Annotated in this window: 28 protein-coding genes; 17 read left to right on the forward strand and 11 right to left on the reverse strand. The window is 57.3% G+C overall.

The annotated features are described in order from the left end of the window. Positions 1 to 325: 325 nt before the first annotated feature. Both RQI55_RS09830 and RQI55_RS09835 read right to left on the reverse strand, forming a co-directional pair. Positions 326 to 814 carry a GNAT family N-acetyltransferase gene (locus RQI55_RS09830; RefSeq protein WP_042618268.1) on the reverse strand — a complete coding sequence of 163 codons (489 nt, stop codon included), beginning with the start codon at positions 812 to 814 and terminating at the stop codon, positions 326 to 328. Between the two features lie 204 nt (positions 815 to 1,018). Continuing rightward, positions 1,019 to 1,432, reverse strand: a complete 414-nt coding sequence (locus RQI55_RS09835; RefSeq protein ID WP_311272569.1) for a helix-turn-helix domain-containing protein — start codon at positions 1,430 to 1,432, stop codon at positions 1,019 to 1,021. 129 nt (positions 1,433 to 1,561) lie between these two features. Here RQI55_RS09835 and dmeR point away from each other — a divergent pair, with 129 nt between their 5' ends. Continuing rightward, entirely contained in the window at positions 1,562 to 1,834 is a 273-nt protein-coding gene (dmeR, locus tag RQI55_RS09840; RefSeq protein WP_243256450.1) for a Ni(II)/Co(II)-sensing transcriptional repressor DmeR, read from the forward strand. Positions 1,835 to 1,844: 10 nt separating this feature from the next. After that, positions 1,845 to 2,864: a CDF family Co(II)/Ni(II) efflux transporter DmeF gene (gene dmeF, locus RQI55_RS09845; RefSeq protein WP_311272525.1), complete on the forward strand. Its 1,020-nt coding sequence runs from the start codon at positions 1,845 to 1,847 to the stop codon at positions 2,862 to 2,864. 140 nt (positions 2,865 to 3,004) lie between these two features. Here dmeF and RQI55_RS09850 read toward each other — a convergent pair whose 3' ends face one another. The 5 genes from RQI55_RS09850 to RQI55_RS09870 all read right to left on the reverse strand — a co-directional run bounded on the left by RQI55_RS09850 (position 3,005) and on the right by RQI55_RS09870 (position 9,492). Beyond that, a complete protein-coding gene (locus tag RQI55_RS09850) occupies positions 3,005 to 3,274 on the reverse strand; it encodes a hypothetical protein (protein WP_192063624.1) in 270 nt (89 codons plus the stop codon). Positions 3,275 to 3,494: 220 nt separating this feature from the next. Next, positions 3,495 to 4,589, reverse strand: coding sequence for a glycine betaine/L-proline ABC transporter ATP-binding protein (locus RQI55_RS09855; RefSeq protein ID WP_243256447.1), 1,095 nt, complete (start codon positions 4,587 to 4,589; stop codon positions 3,495 to 3,497). After that, complete coding sequence (locus RQI55_RS09860; protein ID WP_042618276.1) at positions 4,582 to 5,490, reverse strand: proline/glycine betaine ABC transporter permease; 909 nt, start codon at positions 5,488 to 5,490, stop codon at positions 4,582 to 4,584. The genes RQI55_RS09855 and RQI55_RS09860 overlap by 8 nt, the downstream gene beginning before the upstream one ends. A 99-nt stretch (positions 5,491 to 5,589) precedes the next feature. Continuing rightward, positions 5,590 to 6,603 carry an ABC transporter substrate-binding protein gene (locus tag RQI55_RS09865; RefSeq protein ID WP_192063626.1) on the reverse strand — a complete coding sequence of 338 codons (1,014 nt, stop codon included), beginning with the start codon at positions 6,601 to 6,603 and terminating at the stop codon, positions 5,590 to 5,592. A gap of 789 nt (positions 6,604 to 7,392) precedes the next feature. Next, entirely contained in the window at positions 7,393 to 9,492 is a 2,100-nt protein-coding gene (locus RQI55_RS09870) for a S9 family peptidase (RefSeq protein WP_311272526.1), read from the reverse strand. Positions 9,493 to 9,730: 238 nt separating this feature from the next. Between RQI55_RS09870 and RQI55_RS09875 the strand changes: the two genes are divergently transcribed. The 3 genes from RQI55_RS09875 to RQI55_RS09885 all read left to right on the forward strand — a co-directional run bounded on the left by RQI55_RS09875 (position 9,731) and on the right by RQI55_RS09885 (position 11,898). Beyond that, entirely contained in the window at positions 9,731 to 10,132 is a 402-nt protein-coding gene (locus RQI55_RS09875) for a DUF930 domain-containing protein (RefSeq protein WP_192063628.1), read from the forward strand. Between the two features lie 61 nt (positions 10,133 to 10,193). Further along, positions 10,194 to 11,093: a dihydrodipicolinate synthase family protein gene (locus RQI55_RS09880; RefSeq protein WP_243256445.1), complete on the forward strand. Its 900-nt coding sequence runs from the start codon at positions 10,194 to 10,196 to the stop codon at positions 11,091 to 11,093. A 79-nt stretch (positions 11,094 to 11,172) separates the two neighbouring features. Further along, positions 11,173 to 11,898: a polysaccharide deacetylase family protein gene (locus RQI55_RS09885; protein ID WP_243256444.1), complete on the forward strand. Its 726-nt coding sequence runs from the start codon at positions 11,173 to 11,175 to the stop codon at positions 11,896 to 11,898. 8 nt (positions 11,899 to 11,906) lie between these two features. Here the strand turns inward: RQI55_RS09885 and RQI55_RS09890 are convergent, their stop codons facing one another. Together RQI55_RS09890 and RQI55_RS09895 are read right to left on the reverse strand one after the other, a co-directional pair. After that, complete coding sequence (locus RQI55_RS09890; protein ID WP_243256443.1) at positions 11,907 to 13,073, reverse strand: AI-2E family transporter; 1,167 nt, start codon at positions 13,071 to 13,073, stop codon at positions 11,907 to 11,909. Positions 13,074 to 13,189: 116 nt separating this feature from the next. Then, the gene (locus tag RQI55_RS09895; protein ID WP_243256442.1) at positions 13,190 to 14,071 is read right to left on the reverse strand and encodes a VOC family protein; all 882 of its coding nucleotides are present in this window, start codon (positions 14,069 to 14,071) and stop codon (positions 13,190 to 13,192) included. Positions 14,072 to 14,258: 187 nt separating this feature from the next. On the opposite strand from RQI55_RS09895, the gene RQI55_RS09900 reads away from it, so the two are divergent. The 3 genes from RQI55_RS09900 (at position 14,259) to RQI55_RS09910 (ending at position 16,040) form a co-directional block, all read left to right on the forward strand. Next, positions 14,259 to 14,669, forward strand: a complete 411-nt coding sequence (locus RQI55_RS09900) for a universal stress protein (RefSeq protein ID WP_243256441.1) — start codon at positions 14,259 to 14,261, stop codon at positions 14,667 to 14,669. Positions 14,670 to 14,800: 131 nt separating this feature from the next. Beyond that, on the forward strand, positions 14,801 to 15,469 hold the full coding sequence (gene trhA, locus RQI55_RS09905) for a PAQR family membrane homeostasis protein TrhA (protein ID WP_243256440.1): 669 nt from the start codon (positions 14,801 to 14,803) through the stop codon (positions 15,467 to 15,469). Positions 15,470 to 15,536: 67 nt separating this feature from the next. Beyond that, on the forward strand, positions 15,537 to 16,040 hold the full coding sequence (locus RQI55_RS09910) for a GNAT family N-acetyltransferase (protein WP_243256439.1): 504 nt from the start codon (positions 15,537 to 15,539) through the stop codon (positions 16,038 to 16,040). On the opposite strand, the gene ftrA is transcribed toward RQI55_RS09910, so the two are convergent. After that, positions 16,021 to 17,022, reverse strand: a complete 1,002-nt coding sequence (gene ftrA / locus RQI55_RS09915; RefSeq protein WP_243256438.1) for a transcriptional regulator FtrA — start codon at positions 17,020 to 17,022, stop codon at positions 16,021 to 16,023. The genes RQI55_RS09910 and ftrA overlap by 20 nt on opposite strands. Positions 17,023 to 17,111: 89 nt before the next feature. On the opposite strand from ftrA, the gene RQI55_RS09920 reads away from it, so the two are divergent. After that, positions 17,112 to 17,510 carry a rhodanese-like domain-containing protein gene (locus RQI55_RS09920; protein WP_243256437.1) on the forward strand — a complete coding sequence of 133 codons (399 nt, stop codon included), beginning with the start codon at positions 17,112 to 17,114 and terminating at the stop codon, positions 17,508 to 17,510. Positions 17,511 to 17,579: 69 nt separating this feature from the next. Here RQI55_RS09920 and msrB read toward each other — a convergent pair whose 3' ends face one another. Then, positions 17,580 to 17,990 (reverse strand): peptide-methionine (R)-S-oxide reductase MsrB, encoded by a 411-nt coding sequence (gene msrB / locus RQI55_RS09925; protein ID WP_192063635.1) that lies wholly within the window; start codon positions 17,988 to 17,990, stop codon positions 17,580 to 17,582. A gap of 202 nt (positions 17,991 to 18,192) precedes the next feature. Here msrB and RQI55_RS09930 point away from each other — a divergent pair, with 202 nt between their 5' ends. The 8 genes from RQI55_RS09930 to RQI55_RS09965 all read left to right on the forward strand — a co-directional run bounded on the left by RQI55_RS09930 (position 18,193) and on the right by RQI55_RS09965 (position 24,954). After that, entirely contained in the window at positions 18,193 to 20,547 is a 2,355-nt protein-coding gene (locus tag RQI55_RS09930; protein WP_311272528.1) for a putative monovalent cation/H+ antiporter subunit A, read from the forward strand. Then, entirely contained in the window at positions 20,544 to 20,963 is a 420-nt protein-coding gene (locus RQI55_RS09935) for a Na+/H+ antiporter subunit B (RefSeq protein ID WP_042618289.1), read from the forward strand. Before RQI55_RS09930 ends, RQI55_RS09935 begins: the two co-directional genes overlap by 4 nt. Continuing rightward, positions 20,963 to 21,340, forward strand: coding sequence for a Na+/H+ antiporter subunit C (locus tag RQI55_RS09940; protein WP_311272529.1), 378 nt, complete (start codon positions 20,963 to 20,965; stop codon positions 21,338 to 21,340). The genes RQI55_RS09935 and RQI55_RS09940 overlap by 1 nt, the downstream gene beginning before the upstream one ends. A 16-nt stretch (positions 21,341 to 21,356) precedes the next feature. Beyond that, positions 21,357 to 22,919, forward strand: a complete 1,563-nt coding sequence (locus RQI55_RS09945) for a Na+/H+ antiporter subunit D (protein WP_311272530.1) — start codon at positions 21,357 to 21,359, stop codon at positions 22,917 to 22,919. Further along, complete coding sequence (locus RQI55_RS09950; RefSeq protein WP_192063639.1) at positions 22,916 to 23,395, forward strand: Na+/H+ antiporter subunit E; 480 nt, start codon at positions 22,916 to 22,918, stop codon at positions 23,393 to 23,395. Before RQI55_RS09945 ends, RQI55_RS09950 begins: the two co-directional genes overlap by 4 nt. Next, entirely contained in the window at positions 23,392 to 23,769 is a 378-nt protein-coding gene (locus RQI55_RS09955) for a cation:proton antiporter (RefSeq protein ID WP_042618293.1), read from the forward strand. The genes RQI55_RS09950 and RQI55_RS09955 overlap by 4 nt, the downstream gene beginning before the upstream one ends. Continuing rightward, on the forward strand, positions 23,763 to 24,107 hold the full coding sequence (mnhG, locus tag RQI55_RS09960; RefSeq protein ID WP_243256986.1) for a monovalent cation/H(+) antiporter subunit G: 345 nt from the start codon (positions 23,763 to 23,765) through the stop codon (positions 24,105 to 24,107). The genes RQI55_RS09955 and mnhG overlap by 7 nt, the downstream gene beginning before the upstream one ends. A gap of 418 nt (positions 24,108 to 24,525) precedes the next feature. Then, on the forward strand, positions 24,526 to 24,954 hold the full coding sequence (locus RQI55_RS09965) for a MucR family transcriptional regulator (RefSeq protein ID WP_042618295.1): 429 nt from the start codon (positions 24,526 to 24,528) through the stop codon (positions 24,952 to 24,954). The last annotated feature ends 197 nt before the right edge of the window (positions 24,955 to 25,151 follow it).

Raw genomic sequence — 25,151 nt, forward strand, 5'->3', positions numbered from 1 at the left:
TGGATACCGGTTGGTTGAACTCTCCATCCTGGAAAGCGGCAACTGCCAACTGCGGCTTCATCCCACAGACATCTCAATTAGTTACGCCTAAAACCTTTCAATACTATTGAAATTATGGGGATAGACTGTTTCTGCAGAACAGGATTAAAGCCGAATTAATGCCCCGTCCTGATTTTTTGGGCGCAGAGCCGCGCCGGATAGGATGCTTATCCTGTTCCGGCTGCTGCAAGGTCCTCGGAAGCTCCCCGGAATATCCATTGTAAAATGCACGGCAGCCCTTGGGGAAGGCGGGCGGGCAATTGCCACGCCACAACGCTTCAGCGTCTCAAGCCAGGGCCTGCATGAAGCGCATGCCGGTGACGGGGCGCGGTATGAAATCCATGTTTTCATAGAATTTATGTGCCGCGAAATTGCCGGTTGCGGCACCCACGGACATGAAGTCGCAGCCGCAACGCTTGGCGACATCGCTGGCGCGCGCCACCAGATGCTGACCTGTGCCATGGCCACGATGACCATCACGCACGAAAAGATGGTGCAGTTCCATGCCGCGACGACCTTCCTGGGCGCGGTAGAGTGGCATGAGAATGGCATAGCCGATCAAAGCATCGTCCGCCTCTGCCACCAGCGCCGTAATCCAAGGCACGTTGCCGAAAAGATCACGCTCTAGTTTTTCCGGCGTAATTCCCGCCGCATCGCCATGGTGAGCGGCCAGAAGCTCAATCATCTCGTTGAGTTCAGGCAGATCATCCTTGCGCGCAGCACGAATGGTCACAACAGGCGGTCTCGGCAGGGTCAGAAGGCTGTCTTCGGTCATTCTCGTGTCCTTCGGGTTCTGGTTTTTGCCGTCAGGACGTTTGAAAACAACAAAGCCGCCTGACGGCGGCTTGTTGACAAAATGATCTGTCGAGCCGCCCTTAAAGGAAGGCCCAAAAATACGTGCAGGAAATGAGTGCGCGTGCGTTGATCATGGGACATTCAATGCGCTGGAAACGGGATTGAGTCAAGTGGTCTGCATTTCTCAATGCTCATGCTCGCACAATTCGTGGTTTGAGAGCGCGCGGATGACGTAGCAGTCTTCAATGGAATGGCCGTCGCAGTGAGAGACGATGCGCTCCAGCTCGTGCTCCAGCTTTTTAAGCTTGGCGATCTTTTCGCGCACCGTGGCCAGATGGTCGGCAGCGATGCGGTCTGCGCCGTCGCAGGGCATTTCTCGGTGCTGGCTGAGCGCAATCAACTCGCGGATGGCATCGATATTAAGGCCGAGATCGCGGGCGTGCCGCACGAAGGCGAGGCGCTCTAGATCTGACGTCTCATAACGCCGCTGGTTGCCTTCGGACCGTTCGGCAGCACGCAGCAGACCCATCTGCTCGTAATAGCGAATGGTCGTGACCTTGACGCCTGTGGTTCTGGATAGATCCCCGATGGAATACATGATCGCCTCATATCTATAGCTTCTGTAGATATAGGTGTAAGGCTTGCCCATGGCAAGGTGATCCAGAACGTTTGCGCCCTGACCACATCCAATATACCCTACCCCCCTATACTATATTGAGAGAGCATCATGTCACACACGATCGAGAACAAGGACAAGCTGCTGGCGCGCATCCGCCGTTTGAAGGGGCAGATGGAAGCGGTGGAGCGGGCGCTGGAAGGTGGCAAGCCCTGCGGAGAGGTGCTGCAATTGCTGGCATCTGTGCGCGGCGCTCTATCAGGCCTCACGGGTGAGGTGATGCAGGATCATCTGCATGAGCATGTGCTGCATGCCGAAAACGACGAAGAGCGTGCCCGTGCCACGGAAGAACTGGCACAGGTTCTAAAAACCTACATGCGATAAGAGGTGCGCCATGACTGCAGCGACAGATCATCCCCATTCACACCCCCATCCTCATGATCACGGCACACATGGCCACGTGTTTCTGGGAGAAGACCACGAGCGCAACGAGCGACGCGTCTGGGCGGTCATCGCGCTGACCACCATCATGATGATCGCCGAAATTACCGCCGGAAGCTGGTTCGGCTCCATGGCGCTGACGGCTGATGGCTGGCACATGGCTACCCATGCAGGCGCAATGGTGATTTCGGCGCTGGCCTATCTCTATGCGCGCCGCCAGATCAGCAATGCCCGCTTTACCTTCGGTACCGGCAAATTCGGGGATCTCGCCGGTTTTGCCAGTGCGGTCGTGCTGGGCGTTGCGGCTGTCATGATTGCCTGGGAAAGCCTGTTGCGGTTCTTCTCGCCGGTGGAGATTGATTTCAATCAGGCCATTGCTGTCGCGGCCATCGGTCTCGTGGTCAACATTGGCAGCGCATGGCTTTTGAAGGACGACCACCATCATCACCACGACCATGACCACGGTCACTCCCATAGTAGCCACGCCCACCATGGCGATCATGCTCATCATGGAAGTCACGCCAATCATGGAAGTCATGCCGGCAAGGACAACAATCTGCGCGCAGCCTATCTGCACGTGCTGGCGGATGCGCTGACATCAGTGCTCGCCATCGTCGCGCTTCTGCTCGGCAAATGGAACGGCTGGACGTTTCTGGATCCGGCCATGGGAATCGTCGGCGGGCTGGTCATTGCACGCTGGTCCTGGGGGCTTTTGCGCTCCACCGGTTCTGTGCTGGTGGATGCGGCGCCGCAGGCGCATGGCTTGTCCAGCCAGATTCGCAGCATGCTGGAAACGGCTGGCGACAGGATTACCGACTTGCATGTGTGGCAGGTAGGGCCGGGGCATCATGCGGCCATTGTGGTCGTCCAAACGGCATCTTCGCATGCGCCGTCATTTTATCGGCAGAAGCTGCAGTCGATCAAGGAACTGTCGCATATCACGGTTGAAATCAACGCCGCCAATCATGGCTGACGGTAGCATGGGCAAATCATCTGGCTTGAGGCCAAGCTGCATGCAAGGAGCCGCGCTGTCGCGGCTTCAGGTCCGTTAAGTCAATCTTAACGATAAACCTGTCATCTGATCACGCCTTGGGAAAGGCGTGACGGGAACGATCAATGTTCGGTGTAGGCCTGGCTGAACCACGGGGATTCGACCTGAGCAGCGCCACCCTGGGAAACGGCATCATTTGCGGATGCTTCGTTGTTAACGGTCCAGAGAACGTTGGCCAGCGACGTCGCTTCCAGAGCGTTGACGAACGATATCTTGCTGCCGCTGAGGATGACCTGCTGCTGTTCAGGCGCGACGGCCTCTGTGGCACGCTTCTCAATGTGCGGTGAACGACCGTGTTGGGCCGATCCGCCGATGTTGTTGCTGATATTCATAGCAAGCCTCTCTTTGCCTGATTAACGAAGTATTAACGGCTGAAGCTTGCGCGAAGCTTGCGTCGTTGAGGCTGGGAGGGCGTTCACCGCTTGACAGGTGTGAAACTGGTGCTTCGTTTTTGCATTTTAGGGTCTTGCAAAACAAAAAAATCGGCCACGTGGGCCGATTCTGTGCCGTAAATCGCCCTGCGCAACGTGAGTCGCGAAGGGCTAGAGGGAATCAGGCGCTGCGTTTTTCCGATTCTGTCACCAGTTGTGGCTTGGGAGGCTCTTCAACAGGTGCCGCATCATCCTGCGTTGCGGGCGTTACCATCGCCGCCATAAGGTTTTCGATGCCGATGCTGCCCACGGTCTTGCCATCCTCGTCCACCACCTGCGCCGTTGTCTCGTTGGCGTCTGTCATGTCGCGGGCGATGGTTTCCAGCGTATCCGTTTCCAGAACCGAAATACTGTCCGGCGCACTGGTCGCCGGCTCCATCACGGTCGTGGCCTGAAGCACACGGCTCCGGTTCACATCACGTACGAAGTCGCTGACATATTCATTGGCCGGATGCTGGATAATGCTTTGCCCATCACCCTGCTGCACCATCTCACCGTCTTTCAAGATAGCGATATGGTCGCCCAGCCGCAGCGCCTCGTCCAGATCGTGGGTAATGAAGACAACGGTCTTCTTCAGCTCCTGCTGAAGATCGAGCAACATGGTCTGCATGTCCACGCGGATCAGCGGATCGAGCGCCGAATAGGCCTCGTCCATCAACAGAATGTCGGCATCATTGGTGAGTGCCCGGGCGAGACCCACACGCTGCTGCATGCCGCCGGATAGCTGGTTAGGATAATTTTCCTCATACCCATCCAGACCCACCCGGTTCAGCCAATAGCGGCCCTTCTCGTTGCTGTTCTTGCGGGACACGCCCTGAATATCCAAGCCATAGACGCTGTTTTCCAGAACGGTGCGGTGCGGCAGCAGGCCGAATTTCTGAAACACCATCGCCGTCTTGTGGCGTCGAAACTCGCGCAAGCTGGATGTTCCCATGGAGCAGACATCCTGCCCGCCATAGAGCACTTCGCCTGCCGTGGGGTCGATCAGCCGGTTGATGTGGCGGATCAGAGTGGATTTGCCCGATCCGGAGAGCCCCATGACCACGGTAATCTTGCCGCCGGGCATGGTGATGTTGATGTTGTTGAGGCCCAGCACGTGGTCGTGCCTGTCGTTCAGCTCGGTCTTGCTCAAACCGTTTTTAACGGCTTCAAGATGCTTCTCGGGATGTTTGCCGAAGATCTTGTAAAGATTCCGGATTTCAATGTCCTTAGCCATGCTGCACCTCGCGATATTTCTGCAAACGCTTGCCGAAGGCCTGACTTGCGCGGTCAAACATGATGGCGATAGCCACCAGCGCAAAGCCGTTCAGAAAGCCGATTGTGAAGAACTGGTTGTTGATGGCCTGCAGGACATTCTTGCCCAGCCCGCCAACGCCGACCATGGAGGCAACGACGACCATAGCGAGCGACATCATGATGGTCTGGTTGATGCCGGTCATGATGGTGGGCAGCGCCAAGGGCAGTTGCACATTCAACAGTTTCTGGGTGTTGGAAGAACCGAAAGCATCGGCGGCCTCCAGCGTTTCCCGGTCCACCATGCGAATGCCCAGATTGGTCAGGCGGATCATCGGCGGAATGGCGTAGATCACAACCGCGATCAGCCCCGGCACCTTGCCAATGCCGAAAATCACGACAACGGGGATCAGATAAACGAAGCTCGGCATGGTCTGCATCACATCCAGACCGGGATTGATGAAACGCTGTAGCCTCTCAGACCGCGCCATGAGAATGCCAAGCGGCAGGCCGATGAGCACGGCGATCAGCGTTGCAATCGCCACAATCGACAGCGTCGTCATCGCGTCCCGCCACAGGCCAACAGCGCCGATGAGGCACAGAGAAACGGCAGTGCCAAGCGTGATGCGGAAACTGCGCCCCGCCAGATGCACCATGGCCAGCAGGCCAAGAAAGATGATGATCCACGGCGTCTGCGTGAAAAAGCGTTCGGATGCGTTCAGAAACAGTTGCAACGGGTGCACAACGGCATCGATTATGTCGCCATAGCTGCGAACAATATCGCGAAACCCGTCATCGATTGTCTTGCGCGCCACGCGCATGGTGCTGTTGCCAATGGCCGGAAACTTGCACAGCATATCCGGCAGAACATTACAGAGGGCCATTATTGTTTTTTTCCCTAAGGTGTTGATGGAGAAGCTTGTGGGGATGGGTATCCACAGATGCGGAGGCCGCGATCATCTCGCGGCCTCGCCTCATCTTGATTAGATCGAAGCCTTGATCTTCTCAGCCACTTCTGGCGAAACCCACTTCGTCCAGATGTCCTCGTGGTTTTCGAGGAAATAGGCCGCTCCATCTTCGTTGGTGCCCTGGTTTTCATCCATCCAGGCCAGAACCTTGGCAAGTGTGCCGTTGTCCCAAGCGCGCTTCTTCACGTATTCGGCTGAAGGGCCGGCCTTTTCGGCAAACGCCTTCGTCACAACCGTATAGACATCGGCAATGGGATAGGCGTTCGGCTTGGGGTCGGCACAATCGGCCTTGACGATGCATGTGTCATAGGCTTCGCGGTCGAGCGGCACGCCGTCATCCAACTTCACCATGTCATACTTTCCCATGATGGCCGTTGGTGCCCAATAATAGCCGAGCCAGCCCGCTTTCTTCTCATAGGCGTTGGAAATCGAGCCATCGAGACCCGCTCCAGATCCGGTATCCACCAGCGTGAAGCCCTTTTCATCTGCCTTGCGTGCCTTGAAGAGATTGGCCGTCGTTGGCTGGCAACCCCAGCCGGGAGGGCAGCCGAAGACCGCACCCTTGCTGGCATCTTCCGGTGCCGGGAAAAGTTCAGGGTGTTTCAGCGCATCTTCAACGGTCTTGATATCAGGATGTGCATCGGCGAGGTATTTCGGAATCCACCATCCCTCAACGCCGCCTTCGCTCAGGATCTTCACGTCCTGAATGAGATTGCCGGATTTGACGGCTTCCTCGTAAGGAGCGCCCAGCGTGTTCACCCACATTTCAGGCGCCATGTCCGGCTGGCCTTTTTCGTTCATGGAGGTGAAGGTCGGGGTGGTGTCGCCGGTCACGATATCGACCGTGCAGTCATAACCGTTTTCCATGATGAACTTGTCGACATAAGCCGCGACGCCCGCAGAGGCCCAGTTCATTTCTGCGATGGAGATATTGCCGCATGTCTCAGCGGCGTTTGCGGTGCTTGCGCCAGCGGCAGCGGCAAGGGTGAAGCCCGTGACAAGAATGGTCGAGGCGAGGAGTTTCTTCATTGTAAGACCCCCAAGTCTGATGCAGTGTTTATGTTAGACATACCGGGGCACTGCAAAGCCCGGCCTGCCAAAGCGCTGACGCGAACGCGATGTCCGCAGCCAGAACGCAAAGATGAAGCCATGGAGCGACGATTCCGCAAAGCTGTGCGAAAACTCCACGTTGAGTGACATGCGCGGAAAGACGAAAAAATGATCGTCAAATAGAAGCCGCTACGAGGCGACGGAAAAGGCCGCAATCACAGCGGCGAGAAACGCATAAATATGTCAACGGGTTCTATAATACGGCGAGAAGATGATATTGCAACGCAAAACGCCGCATCGCAGCCATGCGCGGCGTCGCGGAACCATTTCTGTGATTCTGTAATACTTCGGATGGTTTGCCGTTTACTGTTTTAAATGGCGGCTTAACTGCATAAAAAATGAAAATTCAATTAATGACAAATATATATTGCAAGTAGCGATGGCGTCGATTTTTTGTGGAAAAAAATATCACAAAAATCATTTCGGTAGGTATTTTATCCCGATTTCCATCGAGTTCGTCATCCTCGGGCTTGGCCCTAATGTCTAATCACACTTCTGCGGATGCAACGTGGTTAGATGCTCGGGTCAAGCCCGAGCATGACGACGGCGCGCGTTTGCCAACCTCAAGCCGCAGCCTTACCGACCGCCTTCAATTTCGCCCCGATCACCGTCATCCTCGGGCCCGTCCCGAGGATCTAACCACGTCTCCGAAGACGCAAGGGTGCAGATGCACGGGACGTGCCCGAGCATCCCGACTAAACGTAAACGTCAAGCAGCAGCCTTGCCAGCCACCTTCAGCGCGAACGCATATTCGAAGGCAATCTCTTCCAGCCGCTGGAAGCGACCGGACTTTCCGCCATGGCCAGCCGCCATGTTGGTTTTGAGCAGAATAGGGGCTTCACCCGTCGTGTGTTCACGTAGCTTTGCCACCCATTTTGTCGGCTCCCAATAGGTCACGCGCGGGTCGGTCAGGCCGGAAATCGCCAGAAGCGGCGGGTAGGGCTTCTGCCCCACATTGTCGTAGGGGCTATAGGCTGCAATCCAGCGATACTCTTCTTCCGATTCCAGCGGGTTGCCCCATTCAGGCCATTCCGGCGGCGTCAGCGGCAATGTGTCGTCCAGCATGGTGGTGAGAACATCCACAAAGGGAACGGCGGCGATGATGCCCGCGAATTTCTCCGGTGCCATATTGGCAACCGCACCCATCAGCATGCCACCGGCAGAGCCACCCTCGGCCACAATGCCGCTATAGGCGGTGAAACCTTCCTTCACCAGATGGTCAGCAGCGGCAATGAAGTCTTTGAAAGTATTCTGCTTGTGCTCCATCTTGCCGTTCTCATACCACTCGAAGCCCTTATCCTTGCCGCCACGGATATGGGCAATGGCATAGATAAAGCCGCGATCGGCCAGCGACAGATTGTTGGTGCTGAACGATGCCGGAATGGACATGCCATAGGCGCCGTAGCCGTAAAGCAGGCACGGGGCAGAACCATCCAGGGCTAAGTCCTTGCGGTAGAGCAGGGAGACCGGCACCAGCGCACCATCATGTGAAGGAGCTATGATGCGGCGTGTGACGTAATCGTCAGGATTATGGCCCGATGGCACTTCCTGCGTTTTCAAAAGCGTGCGTTCGCGCGTCACCATGTCGTAATCGAACAGCTGGCTCGGCGTGGTCATGGAGGAATAGCTGAAGCGGATGACGTTGGTGTCGTATTCGGCGGCGCCATGCAGGCCCAGCGAATAGGCTTCCTCGTCAAAGGCAACGCTGTGTTCTTCACCGCTTGTCCGGTCACGGATAACGAGGCGCGGCAGGCCATCGCGGCGCTCGAGCCAGATTAGGTGGCGCGCATAGGCATCGATGGAGAGGATCAGGCGGCCCGGCTCATGCGGCACGACTTCGGTCCAGTTTTCCTTGCCCGGTGCCGTTACCGGCGTCTGGCAGATGCGGAAATCCTTAGCGTCGCCATCATTGGTCAGGATGTAGAAAACATCGCCGCCTTCACATAGCGAGTACTCAATGCCCTCTTCACGCTCCGCCACGATCTGCGGTTCAGCGGTCAAATCCTTGGTGGAAAGAAGGCGGTATTCGCTGGTTTCATGGTCGTGAATGTCGATGAAAATGAAATCATCCAGCACGGATGCACCAACGCCCATGAAGAAGCCGGGGTCCTTCTCTTCGTATACCAGACGGTCTGATGATTGCGGCTGACCGATAATGTGGTGGAAGACCTTGGACGGGCGGTGGTTTTCGTCCTGCAGCGAATAGAAGAAGCTCTTGCCATCGGGTGCCCAGGCACCGCCACCGGCTGTGTTTTCGATGATGTCAGCCAAGTCTTCGCCGGTTTCCAACTCTCGAATGCGCAGCGTGTAATATTCGGAGCCCTTGTCGTCATAGCCCCAGATGCCACGGCTGTGGTCGCTGGATTGGTCGAGCCCACCAAGACGGAAATAATCCTTGCCCTGCGCTTCCTTGTCGCCATCCAGAAGCACATGCTTGTCGCCGCCACCGCGCGGCGTGCGGAAATAATGCGGCTGCTCGCCACCGGTCACGAACAACGTGCCATAGGCGAATGGACCGTCATTGACCGGCACGGAGGAATCATCCTGCTTGATGCGGCCTTTCATCTCTTCAAACAGCTTCTCCTGAAGCGGCTTAGTATCGGCCATGGCCGCTTCCATGTAGACGTTTTCCGCTTCCAGATGGGCGCGGATTTCGGGGTCCAGCAACGTCGGGTCCTTGAACATGGCCTGCCAGTTATCAGCCCGAAACCAGGCGTAATCATCCGTGCGGGTAATGTCGTGATGCGTGTCACTCAATGGTTTCTTCGCGGCAACCGGCGCTGCGGGCAGATTTTTGAAAATGGACAAGAGTTACTCGCTTTCATGGAAAATCGGTCTGCGTGTATGCCAAGATGTAGAGCGCGGGCTGGTGGGTATCAAGGTCGAAAACCGAAAGGGCAGCGCAAGCGCTCCGCAAAATTTGATCGATTTTCCCTGACATTTTTGAGCGGGATCGCAAATCTGACACATCCGTCCTGTGGAGGTCGCCGCGTGGAATTGCTCCGCGAATCAGAAAAAGAAGAAACGACAAGCTCGACAGGACCCCATGCATAAGCTTACGCCCGTTGCCCTTCTCGCAGCCCTGATATCCGTGCCCATGGCGGCGCCAGCGCTTGCCATCGATGCCAATATTCTGCGCCAGTTGAACGTGCTGGCACCCGAAGAACGCCTTGAGCAGCGTTGCGATATCGAAGCGATGGAGCGGATTGCCAGCGAACAGAAGGGCATGAAGCCCGACAAGGTCATCGCCTACGCCTTTGGCGACCCGGATGTGACCTCAGATAGCATCAAGGCCGCAGGTGCCGTGTTCCGAAGCGGCGGTGAGTGGTACCGCCTTCGCTACAAGTGTCAGATCACGCCTTCAACCCTTGGCATCCGTGACTTTAACTACAAGGTTGGCGAAAAAGTCCCCGAGGAACAATGGGCCAAGCATTATCTCTATGATTGATATTGCAGCCTGCGGTTTTGCGGCATAATCATTTTCCCCTAAGGCATTGGGGGAGGTGTTCGTGACTGTACGATTTCAAGGGCTTTCTGCGTTTCCATTGACACCGACGGATGACGACGGGGTTGTCGATGTCGAGGCGCTGTCAATGCTGGTCGAGCGGCTGGATGCAGCCGGGGTCGATTCCATTGGCCTTCTCGGCAGCACTGGAAGCTATGCCTATCTCTCCCGTGCCGAGCGCCTTCGCGCCGTCCAGGCGGCTGCGGATATCCTCAAAGGCAAGCGGCCGCTGCTCGTGGGTGTCGGTGCGCTGCGCACCGATCAGTCCGTGGCACTTGCCAAGGATGCCGAGGCCGCCGGTGCCGATGCCCTGCTGCTGGCACCCGTGTCCTACACGCCATTGACGCAGGAAGAAGCCTATTATCATGTCGCAGCGGTGGCTGGTTCAACCAGCCTGCCGCTCTGCATCTACAACAATCCGACCACGACGAAGTTTTCCTTCGGTGACGAGCTGCTGGTGCGGCTAGCCTATATTCCCAATATCTGCGCGATCAAAATGCCGCTGCCAGCGGACATGGCCTTCAAGGCTGAACTGGAGCGCCTGCGCCCACGGCTGGGTGAAGGCTTCTCCATCGGCTATAGCGGAGATTGGGGCTCATCCCAAGCTCTGCTGCAAGGTGCCGATGCCTGGTACAGCGTCATTGGCGGTCTGTTGCCAGAGCCCAGCCTTCGCCTGGCGCGCGCAGCGCAAGCGGGGGATGCGGCAGAGGTTCAGCGCATCGAAGAACACTTCCAGCCCTTCTGGTCACTGTTTCAGGAGTTGGGCAGTTTCCGTGTCATGTATGCGGCGGCCAATCTTCTGTCGCTGACCCAACGCCAGCCACCCCTTCCGATCATGCCGCCCGATGTCAGCGCTTGCGCGCGCGTGGAAGCAGCACTTGCCAAGCTTGCGGAGCTGGATTAGCCATCGGCCTCTGCGCCATAATTCCGGCGCGTTGCGGGCAGAATGGCTTCTGGCTCGTGATCGAAGAAAGCGCCTGACTATGCTGAAGACAATCGCCATCACTGTGCTGATGGCCTCCGCTGCAACCTGCGCTTTCGCAGGCGATGGGCTGCTGGAACCGACACTGAAAATGCAGACGGCCAAGGGCAATGCCGTGCGCGTGGCCGTCACGCTGGATGCCTGCATGGGCAAGACGGATTTCCGTATTCTCGATACGCTGGTGACAGAGAAAATCCCCGCGACCATCTTCGTCACGGCCCGCTGGCTGCGCAACAATCCGCAGGCGCTGGCCATCATGCTGGATCATCCCGACCTTTTCGAACTGGAAAACCACGGCGAAAACCACATTCCGGCGGTGGACAAACCCACGCTGATTTATGGGATCGCGGCCGCTGGCTCGACAGAAGCGGTGCAGCAGGAAGTGGAAGGCGGCATGCGGGCCATCGCCGCTGCCACCGGCCATCAACCGCAATGGTTTCGCGGCGCAACCGCCAAATACACCCGCACCTCCATGGCAACCATCAATCAGTTGGGAGAACGCGTCGCGGGCTTTTCCATCAATGGAGATGGCGGCTCACTGCTGGGCGCGGGGGCGACGGCAAAACATATCGCCTCGGCCAAGGATGGAGATGTCATCATCTCCCACATCAACCAGCCCACCCATGAGGCGGGCGAAGGCGTGGTGAAGGGTCTGCTGGCGCTCAAAGCCCGAGGCGTCATCTTCACCCGGCTGGATGACCCCGCTTTCCACCCACCATCGAACTGATCATGTAATCAGGACGGCAGATTCGGCACGACCCGGCGCGATGGGAACAGCTCACGCGCAACCGTCATGCCGATCAGCGAAAGCGGCAGGGCGAGCATGGCACCGGCAGCACCCCACATCCATGTCCAGAAGATGATGGCGACGAAGACCAGAAACGGATTGATCTCCATATTCTTGCCCACCACCGCCGGAAAAGCCAGATTTTCCATCAGCAGGTGAATGGTGAAGAACACAACGGCAGGCAAAAGCCCGAGGATCAGGCTGTCATGGGTCAGTATGCCGCCAACCGTTAAAGCCAGTGTCATGGCAGTGATGCCGAGGAACGGCACGAAGCTGGAAAGAAACGCAAACAGCCCCCATAGGAACGGCATGGCGAGGCCACCCGCATAAGCGATGACAACCATGCTGACACCGAGGCCCGCATACATCATCGAAGCCGTGGCAAAATAGGAGCTCAGAACCTGCTCGATGGAGGCGATGGTGCGGATGGTGCGCAGGCGCTGGTGGCGCTGGGGAAAGGCCATGATGGTTGCCTTGCGCAGACGCACACGGCTGTAGAGAAACAGGAGCAGTGCCGCAAAGAAGATCAAGCCCTGCACGATGGCGGGCGTGATGTTCGATCCAACCACCGAAATGATATCGCCACTGCGAGAGATCAGCGATTCCATCGAAATGGAATTCAGGCTGAAGGTAGCGGAGGAGACGTTTAACCAGCGCAGGCTTTGCAGATAGGGCACGAAGCGGTCGATGGCTTTTTCGACGATCATTGGCCCTTCAGACGCAAGAGTCGAAAGCGGATCGATCAGCGAATTGATCACCAGAAAGAAAACAAGCGCCACAGCGGACGAGAGAATGAGCGCCACGGCAAAACCCGGAATGCCATAGGAATTTAGCTTGGTGGCCGCCACGCCCAGAATCATGCCCACCACGATGGCCATGACCACGGGTATGAGGATGATGGAAAGCGAGTGGATGACGCCCATCATGATGACGACAAAAATGCCGACAGTGGACCAGGCAACAGCCACATCCAGCGCCTCACGGCCCAGCGGCTGCTGGCTTCGCTCATCATCCTGTGCGGAACCCATTGCCCCGCCCATCAAGAGCTCCTTATGCTCGGCAGAGATAAGGTTTCGCTCAGCAATCTTCCGGTTGATTTTCGTCTGTTCATTCATCAAGCAGTCCCCCATCAGGGCGTTGAACGCTCGACTTAAACACCGGTTCCAAGGTTTCAGAATATTTAAGTGTGGAATGGCGAGGCTACAACCAGAATCGCCATTCCGCCCTGTTCTTAAGCCTGCGCCGAAAGCGTCAAGCCGATGCCCCATGGGTCGTTCAGCGTAATGCCATCGCTCTGGCGTGTCGTCGCAATTTCCAGCTTTTCGAGTGCGGCAACAGCACTGTCCAGAGCAGCTTTCTCGTTGAATTTCAGGGAGTAGCCGGAAAGGCCTGTCATGTTGCCTGTGCGGGCTACGGCACCCCGGCTGTTCCAGATATTGGCGGCCACGTGGTGGTGATAGGCGCCGGAGCCGAAAAAGCTCGCGCCGGGATAGCGCGCCATGATCTTCAGGCCCAGCACATCCTGATAGAAAACATCGGCCTGCGGAATATCGCCCACCTGCAAGTGGATATGGCCAATGGCCGTGCCGTCAGGGGCCTTGGCGAATGTTGCTTTCGGCGCGCTGTCATAGAGGGACTGAAGGTCGAGCCGGTTGGTGGCCATGGAAACCGTGCCATCCGGCTGATAGCTCCATTCCTGCGGCGTCCGGTCCCGGTAAACCTCGATGCCGTTGCCTTCCGGGTCGGCCAGATAGATAGCTTCGCTGACGAGATGGTCCGAAGCACCCTGAAGCGGTACATTGTTATTGGCAACATGGGTCAGCCACAGAGCGAGATCGCTGCGGGTCGGCATTAAAAATGCGGTGTGGAAAAGGCCGGCGGCGCTGGCCGGTGCGCGTGTCGTGCCGTGGCCGGTCGTCAGCGTCAAAAGCGGCTGGCCGCCTGCGCCCAGAACCTCACCACTTGCCGTCTTCTCGATAACCGAGAGGCCGATGATCTTCTGGTAAAACGCCGAGACGCCTGCCAGATCCTGCACCACAAGATGCGCCTGACCCACATAGGTAGGGCGCGTCAATGCAAACATCTCGTCTTTAACCAACTCATGCACTCCCATGAAAATTGTGCCTCTGCGGCAATCTGAGGGCCACTATGCGCGCGTTCCATCGTTCACGAAAGATGGCCGTTTGGTGAAAGAGTGTGCACTCATTGTTGACAATGAACCGCGTTTGGCTTGACGCGGATCAATTACGCCCTCCGCTTCATTGGGTAGACTAGGGGCATCTGACATGCAGGAGACAGACATGTATAACAGAATTCTTGTTCCGGTTGATTTCAGCGCCGTTGAAAAAGGCGAGAAGATCCTCAAGAAAGCCGAAGCATTGCTTGGCAGAGATGGTGAAATCATATTGCTGAATGTGGTCGAGGATCTCCCGAATTATCTGGCCATCGATCTGCCGCTCGACATCATTGAAAATGCAATCGATGATGCCAAAGCAAGGCTGACCGCCCTGCAGCAGACGTCGCCTTTTGTCGGCTCTGTCGAGGTCCGCAACGGCTCTGCCGCCCGCGAGATTTTGGCGGCTGCTGTGGATCTGAAAGCCGACCTCATCATCATCGCCTCGCACACGCCAGATATGACCAATTATTTCATCGGCGCGACTGCAGACCGCGTGGTGCGCCACGCCAAATGCTCCGTTCTGGTGGACCGTTAGGCCACTGGCACCCTGCCAACCTTACTTTTGCGACAGGCGTGAACGCAAAGTGATCGCCTTTCGCACGCCCGGTCTTGTTCCCGACTCATATTGGTAGCATGATCTGCTCACTTTCTATTCGGGAACAGACCATGAGTGAGCTATGGCGCTTTGGACGCCGCTATGACCTTCCAGAAATCGTTGCTGATGGCATTGTCCACGGAATAGGCATCGTCTTTGCGCTGATCGGCGCAACGGCCCTGATCTTCTACGTCACCCTGTGGGGAAGCTTTAGCGCTATCGCGGCTGTCTGGATCTATGCTCTGGGTCTGGTGGCCTGTCTGTCCATATCCTTCACCTATAATATCTGGCCCCATTCCCACGTTAAATGGCTGCTGCGCAGGCTGGATCATTCCGGCATCTTCATCCTCATTGCCGCGACCTACACGCCCATTCTTCAGCGCGGCATCGAAGACCCCATGATTGCCGTCACGCTGGCTGGCATCTGGGCGGCGGCGCTGTCCGGCATCATGCTCAAATGCTTCTTTCCCGGCCGGTTTGATCGGCTGACCATCGCTCTCTATCTCGCCATGGGCTGGAGCGGTGTCATGGTGGCAGATCGCCTGTCTTACCATCTGCCGCCCATCAGCCTCTGGCTCATCGTCATCGGTGGCATCATTTATTCCATGGGCGTCATCTTCCACGTGTGGGAACGCTTGAGGTTCCAGAATGCCATCTGGCACGGTTTCGTGGTCACGGCTGCTGCGGTGCATTATGTGGCCGTCATGACCAGTTTCAGCATGGCACCTTCGGTCGCGTAAAACCGCTGCACAGTCCCGGAAGATGCACTATGCTTGCTGCAACATTGATTTGCAGTGAGCACAAAGCATGACAATAGAACTCCGCGACGCCACCCTGAACGATCTTCCCGCCATCATGGATATCTATAACGACGCGGTGCTCAACACGACCGCGATCTGGAACGATGTTCTGGTCGATCTCGAAAACCGCACGGAGTGGTTCAAGGCCCGCAAGGACCGGGGCTTTCCGGTTATCGTCGCCATCAAGGACGGCGCGGTTGTCGGTTACGCATCCTATGGCGATTGGCGCGCCTTCGATGGCTATCGTCACACCCGCGAACATTCCATCTATGTCCATAAGGACGGACGCGGTGCTGGCACTGGCAAGCAGCTCATGCAGGCATTGATCGAGCACGCGAAGGGCAATGACGTCCACGTCCTCATCGGTGCCATCGAAGCGGAAAATACCGCCTCCATCCGCCTTCACGAATCCCTTGGCTTTCGCGTTGCCGGGCGCTTTTCAGAAGTCGGCACTAAATTCGGCCGCTGGCTGGACCTCACCTGCATGGAACTCAAGCTTCCAGTAGCGTGAGCGTTTTCGTGCCGAAGCGGGCGCGATAGGCCGCAGGGGTGATGGAAAATTGATGGCGGAAGTGGTGCCGCAGGTTGGCGGCGCTGCCAAGCCCGCTTGTCTGCGCAATGCCCTCCATGCCCATTTTCGACGTTTCCAGCAGGTCTTTGGCCTTGGAAAGCCTTTGCAACAAAAGCCAGCGGGCGGGTGTCATGCCGGTTGCAGCCTCGAAACGGCGCAGCAGGGTGCGGCTGCTCATGCCAGCCATCTGCGCCAGCTTTGCCACGGTATAATCCTGGCAAAGGTCGGCCTGAACAGCATCCAGCAGCGGCCCCAGCCGCGCCCTCTCATGTGTCTCGGGAACCGGCTTGTCGATGAACTGCGCCTGTCCGCCATCGCGGTGCGGCACCACCACCAGCCGCCGCGCGACCATATTGGCCGCCTTCGATCCGAAATCGCGGCGCACGAGGTGGAGACAAAGGTCGATGCCTGCCGCACTTCCGGCAGCCGTCAGCACTGTGCCGCCATCCACATAGAGCACGTCAGGCAGAACCTCGATCTCGCCGAATTGCGCCTTCAGCGCATCGGTGTAGCGCCAGTGGGTTGTTGCCTGTCGTCCGTTGAGAAGCCCCGCCGCAGCCAGCACGAAAACACCGGAGCAAAGCGAAAGAAGCCGCGCCCCGTTGTCATGCGCCTTGCGCAGCGCCACGCACAGCGCCTCCGGCACCTTCTCATGAATGCCGCGCCAGCCCGGCACGATGATGGTCCCCGCCTGCTCGATCAATTCCAGCCCGCCATCCACAAGGAAACGCACACCGCCCGTGGCCCGCATCTCGCCTTCATCACTGCCCGCCACGGCAAAGCGATACCAATCCTCGCCCATTTCGGGCCGGGCCAGCCCGAAGATTTCAACGGCAACACCGAATTCGAATGTGCACAGCCCATCATAGGCAAGGGCAACGACAAGGCGGTTGTGTGGGGGCGGTGTCTGATGTTTTGGCATGATATTGAGCATATATGGCAATCATGCCATCTGCCAGTGCTTTTCTATCGCGGATACAGTGTCTCCATCGACATCAGAAGGAGACGCCCATGAGCCTCGTATCGCAAGTTCCCGCCGCACCGTCACAGGTGGCCATCGAACATTTCTCAAGATTGCTGGCACTGGAAACCGATTGCTGGGACGTGTTCACTTCCATGAAGAATGGTGGACAGGATTTTGTGCTGCTGCATGTCGTGGGCTCGCCTGAGGTCTTTGCCCGCAAGCACATTCCGGGCGCGGTGCACCTGCGTCATGCTGATATCACCGAGCGTCGCATGGCCGAGTGGCCTGCCGATAGATTGTTTGTCGCCTATTGCGCCGGTCCCCATTGCAACGGTGCCGACCACGCCGCGCTCAATCTCGCCCGCCTTGGCAGGCCGGTCAAAATCATGATCGGCGGCATGACCGGCTGGGCTGATGAGGGCTTTGAATTCGCGACCGGCGCTTAAGACGAGCCGACATTAAAAAGGCCACGCCGCCCCAAGGGGTCGCGTGGCCTTTCCATATTTCAAATCCGCTTATTCTTGCGCTTCAAACACCATGGAATGCCCGTTGATGCAGTAGCGCAGGCCCGTTGGCGGTGGACCATCCGGGAACACGTGGCCAAGATGGCCGCCGCAATTGGCGCAGCGAATTTCCGTGCGGACCATGCCAAACGCCGTATCGCGATGTTCGGTCACCGCATCCGCCTTGACCGGCTCGAAATAGCTCGGCCAGCCGCAACCGGCATCGAACTTGGTGTCGGAGATGAACAGCGGCTCATCGCAGGCGGCGCAGCGGTAGAGGCCTTTTTCCGTGCTGTTCCAGTAGGGACCGGTAAACGGGCGCTCGGTGCCGTGTTCGCGCAGAATCCGGTATTGGTCCGCCGTCAGTTCCTCGCGCCACTGCGCATCGGACTTGGTGATTTTGGGTGCTGGGTGATCGCTCATCAGGAGATCCTTTCGTTTGTCCCCAAGATAGGGTCGAGGGCTCAATGTTAAAAGAGGGGATGGCGGCAATGCGTCTGTTGCTGGGGATAAAGACCTTGTTACTGCCAGTTTGGCCGAAAACTGTTGAGGTGCATGCCCTTAATGGCCTAATTGAAAGGACAACATGACAAGGCCGTGAACATCGGCAGGGCTGGGAGACAAGATGATTGCCAATGTCACGTCGATGACATTCCTCGTGCTGTTTTTGCCATTTGTCATGGCATTATGCGCACCCGTGGCTGTTGGTCGGTTGGGCCACAGAGCTGCGTGGCTGCTGGCACTCGCCCCGGCGCTCGCCTTCCTCCACTTTCTGGGTTTCCTGCCGGAAATTGCTGCAGGTGAGGTCGTCACGGGCGGCTATGTCTGGGTGCCCAGCTTCAACCTCAGCTTCTCCTGGTTCATCGATGGCCTGTCGCTGACCTTTGCGCTGCTCATCACCGGCATCGGCACGCTCATCGTGCTTTATGCAGGCGGTTATATGAAAGGCCATCCGCAGCAGGGGCGTTTTCTGGCGTTTCTGCTGCTGTTCATGGGCGCAATGTTGGGCGTGGTGGTGTCGGATAGCCTGATGATGCTGTTCGTCTATTGGGAACTCACCTCGATCACCTCCTTCCTGCTCATCGGCTTCGATCACAAGCGTGAAGCTTCGCGCCGCGCTGCCTTGCAGGCGCTGGTCGTCACCGGCGGTGGCGGGCTGGCGCTTCTGGCGGGCCTCATCTTCATCTGGAATATCAGCGGTACCACCCAGCTTTCACTTCTGGTGCATGGCAATGATGTGCTGCGCCAGAGCCCGTTTTATTTCGCCACATTGCTTCTGGTGCTGGGCGGTGCCTTTACCAAATCGGCGCAATTTCCGTTTCACTTCTGGCTGCCCAATGCCATGGAAGCGCCAACGCCGGTGTCAGCCTATCTGCATTCCGCCACCATGGTCAAAGCGGGCGTCTATCTGTTGATGCGGCTTAATCCCGTTCTGGGAGATACGGCGGCCTGGGAAATTCTGCTGCCATTCTTCGGCGGGCTGACCATGCTGACCGGCGCGTTTCTGGCCATCCGTCAGACGGATCTCAAGCTGATGCTGGCCTATACGACCGTGTCGTCGCTCGGCCTGCTCGTCATGCTGACCGGCATCGGCACCGAACACGCCATCGAGGCGGCGGTCCTTTATCTCGTCGCCCATTCTCTGTTCAAAGGCGCGCTCTTCATGGTCGCCGGCATCATCGATCATGAGGCTGGAACGCGGGATGTGACGAAGCTTGGCGGGCTTCGCCGCGCCATGCCCATCACCTTCATCGCCGCCATGGCCGCTGCCCTTTCAATGGCCGGTCTGCCGCCGTTTCTCGGCTTTCTCGCCAAGGAAGAGATTTATTATGCGCTGGCGCACGCCAATCCACGCGCGATCCTGTTCACCGGTATCGCCATCATCGGCAATGCGCTGATGCTGGCCATCGCCTTTGCCGTGGCGCTGAAACCCTTCATCGGAAAGCCGAGGAAAACACCGAAACAAGCGCATGAAGGCCCGGTATTGCTGTGGCTTGGCCCTGCCGTGCTGGCCGTGGTGGGTCTTCTGGCCGCGCTCTTTTCCAGCGGCTTCCATGCTCTCGTTTCCACGCCCATGGCCACGGCCATTGCAGGTGCGCCGCGTCCAGTCACCATGTCGCTTATACCGCATATCGGTGTGCCGCTGGGCCTTTCGCTGCTGACGGTGGCGCTGGGCGTCGTGGTCTATATCAATCTGTCTCGGGCACGACGCCTTATGGACCGGGCGCTGGTCTCGGCAGGTCCGGGGCCGGACAGGGCTTTTGATGCGGTCATCTCAGGGCTGGTGAAACTGTCCTTTTATGTCACCCGCATCATTCAGCCGGGCAGGCTTGAATTCTACGTTACCGTCACCTTCGCCATCATTGCGCTGGTGCTGCTCGTGCCGCTGTTTGCCTATGGCGAACTGCCAGCCATGCCGAGCTGGCCAACGGATATGCTGCTGCACGAGATCACCTTCATCGTCATCGCCATCATCGGCCTCATTGCGGTGCTGACGGCGGCCAGCCGTCTGACGGCCATCGTCGCACTCGGCATTCAGGGCTTTGCCGTGGCCGTGCTGTTTTTGCTGTTTGGCGCACCGGATCTGGCCTTCACCCAGTTCATGGTGGAAACGCTGTCTGTCGTCATCCTCACGCTGGTCATGACGCGGTTGCGGCTTTCGCCATCTGATCACCGCCATCGCGGCCAGAAACTGCTGGATGGAACGATTGCACTTGCCTGCGGCACGGGCTTTGCGCTGATGTTGCTCAAGGCCACAGAGCGGCCCTTCAACACCGGCCTAACTGAATTCTTCAGCGCCTATTCCAAGATCATCGCCCATGGCAACAATGTGGTGAATGTCATCATCGTAGATTTCCGTGGCACAGATACGCTGGGCGAAATCGCCGTGGTCATGATTACGGCCCTTGCGATCCTCGCCTTGATCCGCATTCGCGCCAAACCGGCAACAGGCACGAAAGCCGGGGATAACAGGGCATGAACACATTGATCTTCCGCACCATCGCGCCCGTCATCACCGCGCTCATGCTGCTGTTTTCCGTTTTCGTGCTGCTGCGCGGCCATAATGAACCGGGCGGTGGCTTCATTGGCGGGTTGATTGCGGCCTCGGCCTTTGCTGTCTACGGCATTGCCTTCGGCGTCAGAAGCGTGCGCCGCGCCATCGTCTTTCATCCGCTGTCCATTGCGGGCTTCGGCCTTCTCATCGCCACGCTGTCCGGCATCATCTCGGTTTTTTCGTCCGTGCCTTTCATGACGGGTATCTGGATCTTCCCCAGCCTTGTTGGCGTTGAAGTGCCGCTTGCCACCGTCATCTCCTTCGATATCGGCGTCTATCTGGTCGTGGTCGGAGGCTTCACATCCATTGCGCTGGCACTGGAAGAAAGGGAGCGTGACTGATGGAGCCCATTTTCGCCGTTCTCGTCGGCATCTTCTTCAGTGTCGCCATCTATCTCATGCTGTCGCGCCACAGCGTAAGAATGCTGATTGGCATCGCCATTCTCGGCAATGCCGTCAATCTGCTGCTGTTTACCGCAGGCAGGCTGACGCGCGAAGTGCCGCCCATCATCGGCCCCGGCGAAGATGTTCTGGCGGCAAGTACGGCAAACCCGCTGCCGCAAGCCCTCATCCTCACAGCCATCGTCATTTCCTTCTGCTTCTTCTGCTTTCTGGCTGTGCTCATCTGGCGCGCCTTTCAGGAACTGAAAACAGACGACACGGATGTGATGCGCGCTGCCGAACCGGCCCGTGAGCCGCTCCCGCCGCTCGGATATTGAGAAACGGATAAGACATATGGCCGCTTCCGGTTATCCTGACATCGATCTTGCCGCCGCATTGGTGATGCAGCCCACCCCGCTTGCCGATTGGCTCATCGTCGCGCCCTTTGCGCTGTGCATCACTGTCGGTGCCATCCTGATGATGATCAGGCACTCGCCGCGCCTTCATGCCGCAATTGCCGTTTCCGGGCTCGGTCTGCTGGTGCTGATCCACGCTGCGCTTTTGTGGAAGGTGGTGGCAGGCGGTCCCTTCACCATGGTCATGGGCCGCTGGCTTCCGCCTTTCGGCATCGCCTTCACGGCGGATCTGACCGGCGCGCTGCTGGGGCTGGCCGGTGCCATCGTCGCACTCGCCTGCGCCATCCATGCCAGCGCCGAGATCGATGAGGGCGGCAGGCGCTACGGTTTCTACCCGTTTCTCATGCTGCTCATGGCAGGCGTCAGCGGCGCGTTTCTGACCGGGGATATTTTCAACCTCTATGTCTGGTTCGAGGTGCTGCTCATCTCGTCCTTCGGCCTCATCGTGTTGGGTTCGACGAAAGAGCAGATCGATGGCGCACTGAAATATGCCGTGCTCAACCTCGTCGGCACCACGTTGTTTCTGATCGCGGTCGGCTATCTCTATGCCATCTTCGGCACGCTCAACATGGCCGATATCGCCCGCAAGGTCACCGAAACGTCAGATCAGGCGCCGCTGATGACGTTGGCCGCGCTGTTCACGCTGGCCTTCGCCATGAAGGCTGCGGCCTTCCCGGTCAATTTCTGGCTGCCCGCATCCTATCACACGCCCAAACTCGTGGTTTCAGCCCTGTTCGGCGGTCTTTTGACCAAGGTCGGCGTCTATGCGCTGCTGCGCGTCATGATCATGCTGTTTCCGGTGCAGCGGGAGGAACTGAGCTTCGTCATCGCCATCGTCGCGGCGCTGACCATGATCCTCGGCGGCATGGGTGCGCTCGCGCAGAATGATATCAGGCGCATGCTGGGATACGTCGTCATATCGGGCATCGGCATCATGCTGGCAGGCGTTGCCATCGGCTCACCCTCTGCCGTCGCCGGTGCCATTTTCTATGCGCTGAATTCCGTAGTGCTGATGACGGCGCTTTATCTGGCCATTGGCCATGCGGCGCGCATCGGCGGTGGCTGGTCGCTCACGGATCTCAGTGGTCTTTATGCCCGAGCGCCATGGTTCTCTGGGCTCACACTGGCGTTGTTTTTTGCCGGTTCCGGCCTGCCGCCATTTTCCGGCTTCTGGCCCAAGGCCATGCTCACCAAATCCGCCATCGATATCGGCGCGTGGTGGCTGGCAGCATCCATCCTTGTGTCCAGCTTCCTCTGCACCATCGCGTTCGCCCGCGTCTTCCTGCTCTGCTTCTGGCGCTCAGCGCCCGCTGGCATGAAGGATTTAGCAGCGCCTGCCAAGGTGCCCGGCATCGCCCCCGTCGTGGCGCTGACCCTGCTGATCGTCGGTTTCGGCCTGTTTCCGGAAAGCATCATGAAACTCAGCCAGCAGGCAGCAGATGGCCTTGCCGATCCCGCGGCCTATATCCGCTCCGTCTTTCCGCAAGGAGCTGCGCAATGAGCCGTTATGTCCTGGGCTTGCTGTTCGTCATCACCTGGCTTGCCATTTCCGGCAGCTTCACCATCGCCAATACGGTCTTTGGGGCCATCATAGCGGCGCTGTCGCTTGGCATCGTGCGCCGCCAGCTCGCGGCAAGCGAGACCTATTGGGCGCGCATCCCTGCCATCCTGTCGCTGGCGCTGCTGTTCGTTCGCGAACTGGCGCTCTCGGCCTGGACGGTGGCCATGATGGTCATCAAGCCAAAGCTGGTGCTTACTCCGGGCATCTTCGCCTATCCGCTCAAGGTCAAAAGCGATTTCGAGATCACGCTTCTCGCCAATCTCATCACGCTCACGCCCGGCACACTCTCCGTGGATGTCTCCGCTGACCGCGCAATCCTCTTCATTCACGCGCTGGATTGCAGCGATGTAGAGGCTACCAAGCGATCGATTGCGGAGGGTTTCGAGAAGAAGATCATGGAGGCATTTCGCAAATGACACCTGAGACCCTGGTTTCCGGCGCAACGATGTTTGCGTTGATTGTCCTGTCTGTTGCTTTTCTGATGACGGTCTATCGCGTCGTTGTTGGCCCGACCTTGCCGGATAGAGTCATTGCACTGGATATGCTTGTTGGCATTGCCATCGGCTTCATCGCAACCATAGCGATCCGCACAGGCGTGTATCTCTATGTTGATATTGCAGTTGCTCTTTGCCTCGTCGGTTTTCTTGCCACAGTTGCATTCGCGCGCTTCATTCAGTCGCGAAGACCAGACCCAGATGCGCATGGAAAAATCGTGCTCGATGGCACGGATGTGATGCCCGCGCGCGGCGCAGCACGAAGAAGAACAAACGGAAAAAGGGGCCGATCATGAGCTGGGTCATCGCCATTGCCGTCACGGTCCTATTGGTTTGTGGGGCGCTCTTTTCGCTGGCTGCCGCGATAGGTATTAACCGTTTTCCAGACCTCTATACTCGCATGCACGCAGCGTCCAAGGCCGGAACTGTCGGTTCGGGTCTTCTTCTTCTTGCCGTCGGCATTGACGCGTTTCAGCTGACTGTTTTCGCACGTGCAGCAATAGGATTTTGTTTCATTATTATGACTGCCCCTGTTTCTGCTCACTTGCTAGCAAAAGTTGCGCATCAGGCCGGATATCGTCTCTCAAAGATTACTGTAAAAGACGAAATGAAAGCAAACCTGAAGTTGAAATAGGGTATATGCTTGAGTGTAGTCTGGGCCATAATTCAGACATACATATTTAGTTTCTTACCTGTGATTTCTAATAGGAAGAATAAGGGCTTTAATCTACGAATTATTACAAAATAATAATTGGACTTTTTTTGGTTTGGTGTTATCCACATCAGGTAAAGTACATGATGTTGATTTGTGTCATGCGAAGATGAGTAGGTCCAGTTAGGTATTTTAAAGATGCATAATTCATCTTTTCCAAGAGTATCGTCGATATCCATTCGTTGTTCGTAGTGTCCATAAGCATCGATCCCTTCTCCTGCGTATATCGGAAGAAGGAATTGATCTTCGGAGGACCCAAATCAGAGGGCGGGGTTAACTTCGTTTCACGCGGTTCAGGTTTTAACCTGTGCCGGTGAAGATATGAACAGGAGACAGATATATGACGGAAACTACATACGGCGGCGCTCAGGATCTGCTTGTCGAACTGACTGCAGATATCGTTGCTGCCTATGTTAGCCACCACGTCGTTCCGGTTACGGAGCTTCCCGGTCTAATTTCAGATGTGCACACCGCGCTCAGCGGTACATCGCTGCCAACAGTGGCTGCGGTTAATGTTGAAAAGCAGAAGCCTGCGGTTTCTGTCCGCAAGTCGGTTCAGGATGATCAGATCATCTGCCTGGAATGTGGTGGTTCTTTCAAATCGCTGAAGCGTCACCTGACGACGCACCACAGCATCAGCCCGGAAGAATATCGCGACAAGTGGGATTTGCCTGTCGATTATCCGATGGTCGCCCCTGCCTATGCCGAAGCGCGCTCGCGCTTGGCAAAGGAAATGGGCCTCGGCCAGCGCCGCAAGTCCAGCCGCTGATCCGCACTCCATTCGCCTCTTCAAAAGCCGGTCCCTCGTGGATCGGCTTTTTTATGCCGTGGAGACAAGGATGCGAATGTCCAAAATAAGAAAATAATCCTTGAAAAATTTCAAAGCCTTATGCTTACGGTTGCTGAATACAGCATTTTCAGGGCAACGGCGCAATTGCAGGTTCAGATTTGATGGAGTATGAATTA

The sequence above is a fragment of the Rhizobium sp. WCS2018Hpa-16 genome (assembly GCF_031843705.1).
GTDB classification, from domain to species: Bacteria; Pseudomonadota; Alphaproteobacteria; order Rhizobiales; family Rhizobiaceae; genus Agrobacterium; species Agrobacterium tumefaciens_C.

Coding starts and splice junctions, on each gene's coding strand:
- RQI55_RS09865 (WP_192063626.1), bottom strand. CDS start 6,603: ATGAAGAAACTCCTCGCCTCGACCATTCTTGTCACGGGCTTCACCCTT.
- RQI55_RS09920 (WP_243256437.1), top strand. CDS start 17,112: ATGAGCCTCGTATCGCAAGTTCCCGCCGCACCGTCACAGGTGGCCATC.
- RQI55_RS09895 (WP_243256442.1), bottom strand. CDS start 14,071: ATGGGAGTGCATGAGTTGGTTAAAGACGAGATGTTTGCATTGACGCGC.
- trhA (WP_243256440.1), top strand. CDS start 14,801: ATGAGTGAGCTATGGCGCTTTGGACGCCGCTATGACCTTCCAGAAATC.
- RQI55_RS09875 (WP_192063628.1), top strand. CDS start 9,731: ATGCATAAGCTTACGCCCGTTGCCCTTCTCGCAGCCCTGATATCCGTG.
- msrB (WP_192063635.1), bottom strand. CDS start 17,990: ATGAGCGATCACCCAGCACCCAAAATCACCAAGTCCGATGCGCAGTGG.
- ftrA (WP_243256438.1), bottom strand. CDS start 17,022: ATGCCAAAACATCAGACACCGCCCCCACACAACCGCCTTGTCGTTGCC.
- RQI55_RS09850 (WP_192063624.1), bottom strand. CDS start 3,274: ATGAATATCAGCAACAACATCGGCGGATCGGCCCAACACGGTCGTTCA.
- RQI55_RS09940 (WP_311272529.1), top strand. CDS start 20,963: ATGGAGCCCATTTTCGCCGTTCTCGTCGGCATCTTCTTCAGTGTCGCC.
- RQI55_RS09955 (WP_042618293.1), top strand. CDS start 23,392: ATGACACCTGAGACCCTGGTTTCCGGCGCAACGATGTTTGCGTTGATT.
- RQI55_RS09945 (WP_311272530.1), top strand. CDS start 21,357: ATGGCCGCTTCCGGTTATCCTGACATCGATCTTGCCGCCGCATTGGTG.
- RQI55_RS09965 (WP_042618295.1), top strand. CDS start 24,526: ATGACGGAAACTACATACGGCGGCGCTCAGGATCTGCTTGTCGAACTG.
- RQI55_RS09910 (WP_243256439.1), top strand. CDS start 15,537: ATGACAATAGAACTCCGCGACGCCACCCTGAACGATCTTCCCGCCATC.
- RQI55_RS09890 (WP_243256443.1), bottom strand. CDS start 13,073: ATGAATGAACAGACGAAAATCAACCGGAAGATTGCTGAGCGAAACCTT.
- RQI55_RS09950 (WP_192063639.1), top strand. CDS start 22,916: ATGAGCCGTTATGTCCTGGGCTTGCTGTTCGTCATCACCTGGCTTGCC.
- dmeR (WP_243256450.1), top strand. CDS start 1,562: ATGTCACACACGATCGAGAACAAGGACAAGCTGCTGGCGCGCATCCGC.
- RQI55_RS09900 (WP_243256441.1), top strand. CDS start 14,259: ATGTATAACAGAATTCTTGTTCCGGTTGATTTCAGCGCCGTTGAAAAA.
- RQI55_RS09885 (WP_243256444.1), top strand. CDS start 11,173: ATGCTGAAGACAATCGCCATCACTGTGCTGATGGCCTCCGCTGCAACC.
- RQI55_RS09860 (WP_042618276.1), bottom strand. CDS start 5,490: ATGGCCCTCTGTAATGTTCTGCCGGATATGCTGTGCAAGTTTCCGGCC.
- RQI55_RS09855 (WP_243256447.1), bottom strand. CDS start 4,589: ATGGCTAAGGACATTGAAATCCGGAATCTTTACAAGATCTTCGGCAAA.
- RQI55_RS09830 (WP_042618268.1), bottom strand. CDS start 814: ATGACCGAAGACAGCCTTCTGACCCTGCCGAGACCGCCTGTTGTGACC.
- RQI55_RS09835 (WP_311272569.1), bottom strand. CDS start 1,432: ATGTATTCCATCGGGGATCTATCCAGAACCACAGGCGTCAAGGTCACG.
- RQI55_RS09930 (WP_311272528.1), top strand. CDS start 18,193: ATGATTGCCAATGTCACGTCGATGACATTCCTCGTGCTGTTTTTGCCA.
- RQI55_RS09935 (WP_042618289.1), top strand. CDS start 20,544: ATGAACACATTGATCTTCCGCACCATCGCGCCCGTCATCACCGCGCTC.
- dmeF (WP_311272525.1), top strand. CDS start 1,845: ATGACTGCAGCGACAGATCATCCCCATTCACACCCCCATCCTCATGAT.